The organism is Lentisphaera araneosa HTCC2155 (assembly GCF_000170755.1).
Taxonomy (GTDB): domain Bacteria; phylum Verrucomicrobiota; class Lentisphaeria; order Lentisphaerales; family Lentisphaeraceae; genus Lentisphaera; species Lentisphaera araneosa.
The window spans coordinates 1-8,543 of the sequence record NZ_ABCK01000055.1; the positions used below are offsets into that span (position 1 = coordinate 1).

Below are 8,543 nucleotides of genomic sequence, written 5' to 3' on the forward strand. Positions count from 1 at the left end.
AGCTGTGCTTGCGGTACGACTTGGAACATCAAGTCTACTCGCAAAGAAGTTAAAGTTGGTATCTGCTCGAACTGCCACCCGTTCTACACTGGTACAGCTCGTAATGCCGACGTGGAAGGTCGTATTGATGCCTTCAACCGTCGTTTCGGTAAAAAGAAATAATTATTTCTTGACCACTTTAAAAGGCCGCTCTCACGAGCGGCTTTTTTTGTGCCAAAATCATTCCACAGAACTAATGACGCCAGCCTTAACTTCATAAGATTTGTACTCATAATCTTCCAAGCCAGCCGGGATATCTGTACAAGCAATAAAGACCTGATCACCACGGCTTACGCACTTCAAAAAAGCTCTACGACTAAATTCATCGAGCTCACCTAAAACATCATCAATCAAGAGAATCAAACAGTCCGGCTTTTCCACTGGTAAGAGCAATTCAACCGCCGCAGCCTTAAGAATCAAAGAACTCAAGCGACACTGGCCTTCCGAACCATAATTCGACAGCGATCGCCCATTCAAATTGATGAGCAAATCATCCCTGTGCGGTCCTTGATGAGTCATTTTGTAAAGCTTATCTCGCTCACGATTTTCCAAAAGCCTCTCTATATACACAGAACGCAAATCAGTTGCGTTCTTCGCAAGACTATTCTTATATTGTAATTCTAGCAAGAAATCCTTTTTAAGCATCTTCTCAACTAATGTGCTAACTGACTCCGCCAAACGCGGCAACAAACTTAATCGAGCCTCTAAAACCTCACAGCCATGCTCAATCAAAATATCATCCCAAACATCGAGTTCGAGATCAAGATTAAGACCTCGTTTCAAAACTTGATTCCGACTTTTAAGTGCTTTTTGGTAATGCTTTAGGGACTGCAAATAACCCGGTGATAACTGCGATAAAAGAATATCTAAATACTGACGCCGCCAAGACGCGCTACCTTTTACAATTTCGATATCCTCAGGCATAAATGCCACACTCTTGACCACACCAATAAAGTCACTTGTAGTCGGAACGCGATTACCATCTAAGCTCAACTGACGCTTATCCCCATAATACACACTCATATCAAGCTCGGGACGAGTGACGCGATCGAGGCAAGCTCGCAGACTAAAAAAATCACTTTCCCACTTTTTAAGATGACGCGTATGTGAACTTCGAATCGACCTCAAAAGCGACAAAAAACCTAAAGCCTCTAAAAAAGCCGTCTTACCCTGTCCATTTAGCCCCCTAAACACACTAATCCCGGGCTCAAGTTTTAACTCAAGCTCGGGATAATTACGAAAGTTTTTTAACTGAATTCGGGAAATAAATCCCATGAATTAGTTGTGGCGCAAAGGCATAATAACGTAGAGGAAACCTTCATCACCATAGAGACCCGTAGGGCTCAAACGATCATTAAAACGCAAAGTAAGCTTATTGCACTCTAAATGTCTTAATGGATCAATTAAGAATGATGCATTAAAAGAGAGATCTAAATTTTCACCTTCATAAGAAGCTGGAATCGGACTTTCTGCGACTTCCGCATTATTCATAGCAGAAATCAAAACTTCTGTTGGAGTCAAACTTAATTTAACAGCTGGGTTCTTGTCGAGAATTTGGGATACGCGATCAAGTGCAGAATAGAACTCGTCACGTGGCATAGTGACGTGATTTTCAAAACCAGGTGGCATCACCATGCGGTAGTTAGGAAAATTACCTTCTAGTAATTTCGTTTGAAAAACCACATCATCCGTACTAAAAACAGCGTGTGTATCACCCAAAGAAACTTTCACATCGCTACTACCTTCCAAAACCTTAGGAAGTTCTTGCGCAGCTTTAAGAGGTAAAATTGAATCGCTATCAAGCGAACTATCTGAACCGATTACCGTTTCCACGAGAGCCATACGACGACCATCAGTAGCAACAGTTGTAAAAGTACCGTCAGTAATTGTTAATAATAAGCCAGTCATTGGTGCTTTTGCTTCTTCAGTAGAAACCGCGTAAGAACATTTGCAATATTACCACAAAGCTGTGAAGTACTGATCATAAATTCACGACGACTTTCTTCGCGACCTTCAATCGGAAACTGTAAAGGATCTAAACTTTGGAGACTAAAAGCATTTCGAGCGCAAACGACATTCACCATACCACGCTCATCCAAACTCACTGATACGTCACCATTTGGCAAACGCTGTACAAGCTGAGAAAGAATTTTTGCCGAAACAGTCGCTTTACCTTCTTGCTCAATATTCGCTTCCAAAGTCAGCGTGATCGTCTGGTCGAGGCCAGTCGCTGTAATCACTAAATGGTTAGCTTGAACATCCAAAAGGAAGTGGCCCATAATAGACACAGTTGGACGGGCAGAAATAACGCTACCTGCTTTTTTAACAGCGTTGTTTAAACGATCTCTTTCAATAGTGAACTTCATTAATTTACCTTAAAATTTAATCAAAAAAATATGCATCCAAAGTACAAGAGTTACACACTTCTTTCAAGTAACTTTTTAAGCTAAATGAAATTCCTTTTGATTGTTCTTTATGATGCAGGGGTGTATCATTCACCAAAGTCTTTTTTGACCTTTAATAAGGCTCTTCAATACAAGGAAATAATTTTGAAAACTCACGCCATTTTTACCGGCAGCGAATTGCTCTCAGGGCAAACGCTCAATTCAAACATCTTAAGTCTCGGCAGAAAATGGACTGAAATGGGTTGGAAACTCGAATCCAGCAGCATCATCCCAGACGACCCGCAACTTATTAAAAAGGCTCTTACACTCTCATTAGAGAACCATGAATTAACCATTATATGCGGTGGACTTGGCGCAACTAGCGATGACATCACCCGGCGCTCTGTAGCAGAAGCCCTGAAACTCAAAATCAATTATTCCGAAAAAATCCGAGCTGAACTCGAAGAGTTTATGGCCAAGCGCCAAAGAATACCACAGGAACAATGGCTCAAAAACCAGTCCGAACATATTGAATCTGCCAAACTCCTCGACAATCGCACCGGCTTAGCTCATGGCCAACTCATAAAATATGGATCAAAACTCATTGCACTGCTCCCTGGCCCCCCGTCGGAATTCACTCCGATGCTGGAACAAGAATTAGTCCCACTCATTAACAGCAAAAGAAGTTTCACTCAACTCAATTACATCATTGCCGGTGAAACTGAATCTTCAGTCGAACGTCGTTGTGCAGAAATCAAAAGCGAATTCCCACAAGTTGACTACGGCTTTTGTGCCCAACCAGGTATTGTAAAACTTTCTTTGCGACTTCCGCAAAACATCGACGCAAAAAAAATTACAAAGCTTTGTGAGAAAAGTTTCCCCATCGAAATACTTTCGACTCCAAGCCTGCCCGAAGAAATACTTCAGCTTGCTCGCCAAAGAAACTGGACTTTCGCCTCCGCTGAGTCATGCACAGGTGGCCTCGTCAGTTCTGCCTTAACTGCCATACCCGGAAGTTCAGATGTTTTAGCAGGCGCAATTGTTTCTTATTCCTGCGACTGGAAAAACAAATACCTAAAAGTCAAGAAAAGCATCCTTAATAAATTTGGTGCTGTCAGCGAAGAGTGCGCCCACGCCATGGCCGAAGGCTTACGCGAAAAGTTTAAAGTCGAATGCGGAGTTGCCATCACTGGCATTGCGGGTCCCGGAGGCGGAAGCGATGAAAAACCAGTCGGACTTGTTTACATAGCTAGCTTCATACCAAACGACATACTTGTGGAAAAATGCTTATTTCGCGGAGACCGCAATCTTGTACGTCAACACAGCGTAAGTCACGCACTCAATCAATTAAGGCTACAAATTAATAGCCATAAATTTACTAGATAATAATTGACACTAACAAATATATGCCTATATTTTATTAGTTAGTAAAAAAATCAAGCCCAACGAGGAGAATAGTCATGGCTAAGAAAGATACAGAAAAAACAGACCGCGATCGCAACTTAAACCTTGCCATCAGCCAAATCAATAAAGAATTCGGCAATGGCGCCATTATGAAACTTGGCGACAAGCCACACTCAGATGTGTCCGTCATCTCAACTGGCGCACTCTCACTCGATATGGCTCTAGGTGTTTACGGCATGCCACGTGGACGTGTCGTCGAAATCTATGGCCCAGAATCGTCCGGTAAGACTTCTGTCTGTCTACACGTCGTTGCCAATGCTCAAAAATCTGGTGGCACATGTGCTTTCATCGATACTGAACATGCTCTCGACCCTCAATACGCTCGCATGATCGGCGTAAACACACAAGACCTTCTTGTTTCTCAACCCGATTGCGGTGAAGATGCACTCAACATTGCACAAACACTCATCTCCAGTAACTCAATCGACGTACTCGTTATTGACTCAGTCGCAGCTTTGACTCCACGCGCTGAACTCGATGGTCAAATTGGCGACAGCCACGTTGGCCTTCAAGCTCGTCTCATGTCATCAGCACTACGTTCACTCACGGGTTCTATCAATAAAACTCGAACATGCCTCATTTTCACTAACCAGCTTCGTGAAAAAATTGGCGTTATGTATGGCAACCCTGAGGTCACTCCCGGCGGTAAAGCACTTAAATTCTACGCTTCTATTCGCATGGAAATCCGTCGTGCAGCAGCTATTCAAAACCCTGCAGGCGATGTATTAGGTAACCGCGTAAAAGTAAAAATTGTTAAAAACAAAATCGCTCCTCCCTTCAGAAAAGCGGAATTCGACATCATGTATAACGAGGGCATTAGCCGTGCAGGATCTATCCTTGATGTAGCAGTTGAGCTCGACATCATCAACAAAAAAGGTTCATGGTTCTCATTCGAAGGTCGCCAACTTGGCCAAGGTCGTGAGCAAGCTAAGGACGCTATCAAAGCTGACGAAGCCCTCGAAAGCACTGTCCTTGATCGCGTTAAAACCATCCTCAAAAATGATGGTGCACCTGAAGAAGAAGTCTCGATCGAAGACTAAACTCCACACACTTCTACAAAAAGCACAGCCTAAAAAGCTGTGCTTTTTTATTGCAATCAACGCACAATTTAGTACTGAGCTAATTTATGAGATCTGCTAGAAAGTTTGATGAATAGACTTATCTTCTTCGAGATTATGATGTTCAATAAATTTTTTAGGATAAAACATGCTTAAAATAGCTCTCCCAAACAAGGGTGCACTCTCGGAAGGCGCCATTGCTTTAGTAAAAAATGCTGGCTATAAAATTCGCCGTAGTGCCAAAGCCCTCGTCTGCACAGACAACACCAACAATGTAGAATTTTATTTCCTCAGACCAAAAGATATCACTGCCTATGTTTCTAGTGGTGTTTTCACTTTTGGGATTACAGGAAGAGACATCGTGCAAGATACAAACTTCGATAACATCGACGAATGTTTAGCACTCGGCTTTGGCAAATCAAAAATGCGCTACATCATCCCAGGACAGGACGAATTCCCTGGACTTGAAATGTTTGAAGGGAAAAAGATTGCTTGCTCTTACCCCATTTTGGTGAAAAAACACTTACAAGCCAACAACATCAATGCAGACATCGTTAAACTTGACGGCGCCGTAGAGATCTCTATTCAACTTGGCATTGCTGATGCGGCTGCTGACGTTGTGGAAACTGGCACAACCATCAAACAAGCTGGACTCAAAACAGTCGGTGATGTCATCCTACAATCTGAAGCAACACTTATTTCAGCTGACAAAAATTTAGACGCCAATGAAGATGCCAAAGCTTTCATCAAACGTCTTAGCGGAATCATCGTGGCTCGCAAATACGTCATGCTCGAATACGACATCCCTACCGAGAAGGTTGAAGCGGCGTGCGAAATTGTTCCAGGCTTAGAATCACCAACAATCTCAGCGCTCCACGACCCCAACTGGAAGGGTGTCAAAGCTATGATCCCAAGTGGTGACATCAACTCTAGCATGGATAAACTTGAAGCACTTGGCGCTAAAGGCATCATTGCGACTGACATCAGAACCTGTCGCCTATAAATGTCAAAAGCTTCGGCACAAAACGTTAAGTTAACCCCAATGATGCGTCAATATCTTGACGCAAAAGAAGGCTTGACTGATGACACCATATTACTCTTTCGCTTAGGTGACTTCTATGAGATTTTCTTTGAAGATGCTGAGCGTGGCGCAGAAATCATGGGTATCACACTTACCCGCAGGAACTCCATCCCAATGGCTGGGGTTCCCTACCATGCTCTAGACAACTATTTACCTAGAATTTTAGAACATGGACTTAAAGTTGCGATTGCCGAACAAATGGAAGACCCCGCAACAACTAAAGGTATTGTCCGCCGTGCCGTCACACGTGTTATTACGCCCGGAACTATAACCGAAGATAATGTTTTACGTTCTTCAAAAGCCAACTTTCTTGCCTCTCTTCACATAGGAAAAAAGAAAACTGGCTTAGCCTTCTTAGACCTTTCTACAGGAAATTTCCGTATACTTGAGCACAGTGATCCACACAACCTTGAAGCCGAACTTCATCGTGCCAATCCTTCAGAACTCATCATTGCCGATGAAATTGAAATTGATTCACTTCCTTTTTCTCTTCCCGACTCTACGAGCATCAGCCCAATCCCCTCATGGCAGTTTGATTCAGATCTAACTGAACAAGTGCTACTCAAACACTTTTCAGTCACAACATTAGAGGGCTTTGGTTGCCGCAACCAAAATGACGCCATCACTGCTGCAGGCGCTCTTCTCGACTATGTCTTAACTAACCTCAAGAGATCCGCAGATCATATCACCAGTTTAGGACTCATACAAAATACTGATTGTATGATTGTTGACCGAGTCTCTCAACGCACCCTCGAATTAGTCGAACCCATTTTTAGAGATTCTAAGAATTCGACTCTTATTTCAGTTCTAGACGAATGTTCAACACCCATGGGCAGCCGTCTTCTTCGCGAATGGCTCTTACGCCCTCTCACGAATATTGAAGCTATTACCCAACGCCAAGACACTTTAAGCTCCTTCTGCTCTGATCAAATGTTACTCGAAGAACTCAGAGAAAGTTTTCGCACCGTAAGAGATATAGAACGCATCTTAACTCGTCTCAACCTTGGCACCGCAAATGCGCGCGAACTTCAAACGATCGCGTGGGCACTGAAGGCCATCCCTGATATTGAAAGCATCATTTCCTACGTAGACTCAGACCTTCTCAGCGATATTAAATCACGCTTATTTAATTTTCCGGAATTAACCGACACATTGCTCCAAGCACTCACAGATGAACCTCCAGCAACCTTAAAAGATGGCGGAATCATTAGCGACGGCTATAACGACCAACTCGATCATTTTCGCAAGGGAAGTCGCGAAGGCAAAGCTTGGCTAGCTCGATTTGAAGCCCAAGAAAAAGAACGCACGGGAATAAAGAAACTTAAAATTGGCTACAATCGCGTTTTTGGCTATTATATCGAGTTATCCAAAATCAACTCAGCGCAAGCTCCAGAAGATTACATTCGCAAACAAACACTCGCTAATGCCGAACGCTACATCACACCAGAACTTAAAGAAATCGAAGACTCTGTACTTGGTGCCGAAGAAAAAGCAAAAGCTCTCGAATACGAATTATTTCAAGAATTACGACTTAAAGTCACTGAGAAAACCAAAGAAATTCAGTCCACTGCTATTGCCCTAGCAGAACTCGATTGCCTAGCTAACTTGGCCTACGTAGCACTCAAACGCTCTTACATTCGCCCACAACTCTGCGAAGAAAAGAAAATTAACATTTCTGATGGACGTCACCCCGTGGTTGAAGCCGCAATGGATGCAGGCATATTTGTACCCAACGACACCGATATGAACGATCACCAAGCCTCCATCAATCTCGTAACTGGCCCCAATATGGCAGGTAAATCAACTTATATTCGTCAGGTGGCCTTACTCACAATCATGGCTCAAATGGGCTCCTTCATTCCATGCAGTAAAGCCGAAATTGGCATCACAGATAGTATCTACACACGAATTGGAGCCGCAGATGACCTTAGCCGTGGTCAAAGTACTTTCATGGTTGAAATGGTTGAAACTGCTAACATCCTCAATAACGCGGGACCTCGTAGCCTCGTCATCCTTGACGAAATTGGACGGGGCACTTCCACTTACGACGGACTTAGTTTAGCCTGGGCAATCGCTGAGCACCTCCACGACGCAGGCTGCCTTACACTTTTCGCCACCCATTACCATGAGCTCACTAAACTTGGCGCGAGCCTTCCCAAAGTAAAAAACTGGTGTGTTGCCGTCCACGAAAGCAAAGGCAAAATCATTTTCTTGCATAAAATCCAAGCTGGCGCCGCAGACAGAAGCTACGGAATCTATGTTGCTAAACTCGCTGGCATTCCTAAATCTGTCATTAAACGCGCTGATAACATCCTCCAAGATTTGGAGGATATCAACGGTAACACCTATGTCAAAAACAAGAAAAAATCGACAAATTCCAACTCAGAGCCTCCAAGTCACCACTCTCCAAGTCTTTTCGACTGGCAAAGCAAGTGATTTTCAATTATACTTATGAACTATATTTCTATCTTTAAGCACCCTTAGGAACTACATGACACAACGTTTTTACTTAGCTTT

The 8,543-nt window shown here is 43.3% G+C and carries 8 protein-coding genes; 5 read left to right on the forward strand and 3 right to left on the reverse strand.

The features are described 5' to 3' along the window. A partial coding sequence (gene rpmE, locus LNTAR_RS24290; protein ID WP_007281434.1) for a 50S ribosomal protein L31 occupies positions 1-162 on the forward strand: 162 nt, incomplete at its 5' end. A gap of 57 nt (positions 163-219) precedes the next feature. Here the strand turns inward: rpmE and recF are convergent. From recF to LNTAR_RS24305, 3 genes are read right to left on the reverse strand one after another with little or no spacing between them, the layout of a single operon-like run. Continuing rightward, positions 220-1,314, reverse strand: a complete 1,095-nt coding sequence (recF, locus tag LNTAR_RS24295; protein WP_007281435.1) for a DNA replication/repair protein RecF — start codon at positions 1,312-1,314, stop codon at positions 220-222. Between the two features lie 3 nt (positions 1,315-1,317). Beyond that, positions 1,318-1,947 carry a DNA polymerase III subunit beta gene (locus tag LNTAR_RS24300; protein ID WP_007281436.1) on the reverse strand — a complete coding sequence of 210 codons (630 nt, stop codon included), beginning with the start codon at positions 1,945-1,947 and terminating at the stop codon, positions 1,318-1,320. After that, a complete protein-coding gene (locus LNTAR_RS24305; RefSeq protein WP_007281437.1) occupies positions 1,944-2,405 on the reverse strand; it encodes a beta clamp domain-containing protein in 462 nt (153 codons plus the stop codon). The genes LNTAR_RS24300 and LNTAR_RS24305 overlap by 4 nt, the downstream gene beginning before the upstream one ends. Before the next feature lie 183 nt (positions 2,406-2,588). On the opposite strand from LNTAR_RS24305, the gene LNTAR_RS24310 reads away from it, so the two are divergent. The 4 genes from LNTAR_RS24310 (at position 2,589) to mutS (ending at position 8,462) form a co-directional block, all read left to right on the forward strand. Beyond that, a complete protein-coding gene (locus LNTAR_RS24310) occupies positions 2,589-3,809 on the forward strand; it encodes a nicotinamide-nucleotide amidohydrolase family protein (protein ID WP_162026459.1) in 1,221 nt (406 codons plus the stop codon). Between the two features lie 74 nt (positions 3,810-3,883). Next, positions 3,884-4,927, forward strand: coding sequence for a recombinase RecA (gene recA, locus LNTAR_RS24315; protein ID WP_007281439.1), 1,044 nt, complete (start codon positions 3,884-3,886; stop codon positions 4,925-4,927). A gap of 166 nt (positions 4,928-5,093) precedes the next feature. Then, positions 5,094-5,948: an ATP phosphoribosyltransferase gene (gene hisG / locus LNTAR_RS24320; RefSeq protein WP_007281440.1), complete on the forward strand. Its 855-nt coding sequence runs from the start codon at positions 5,094-5,096 to the stop codon at positions 5,946-5,948. Then, positions 5,949-8,462, forward strand: coding sequence for a DNA mismatch repair protein MutS (mutS, locus tag LNTAR_RS24325; RefSeq protein ID WP_007281441.1), 2,514 nt, complete (start codon positions 5,949-5,951; stop codon positions 8,460-8,462). Positions 8,463-8,543: the final 81 nt, after the last annotated feature.

Bases quoted from the DNA above. Each gene is read 5' to 3' on its own strand.
- mutS (WP_007281441.1), top strand. From the start codon at position 5,949: ATGTCAAAAGCTTCGGCACAAAACGTTAAGTTAACCCCAATGATGCGT.
- LNTAR_RS24300 (WP_007281436.1), bottom strand. From the start codon at position 1,947: ATGACTGGCTTATTATTAACAATTACTGACGGTACTTTTACAACTGTT.
- recF (WP_007281435.1), bottom strand. From the start codon at position 1,314: ATGGGATTTATTTCCCGAATTCAGTTAAAAAACTTTCGTAATTATCCC.
- hisG (WP_007281440.1), top strand. From the start codon at position 5,094: ATGCTTAAAATAGCTCTCCCAAACAAGGGTGCACTCTCGGAAGGCGCC.
- recA (WP_007281439.1), top strand. From the start codon at position 3,884: ATGGCTAAGAAAGATACAGAAAAAACAGACCGCGATCGCAACTTAAAC.
- LNTAR_RS24305 (WP_007281437.1), bottom strand. From the start codon at position 2,405: ATGAAGTTCACTATTGAAAGAGATCGTTTAAACAACGCTGTTAAAAAA.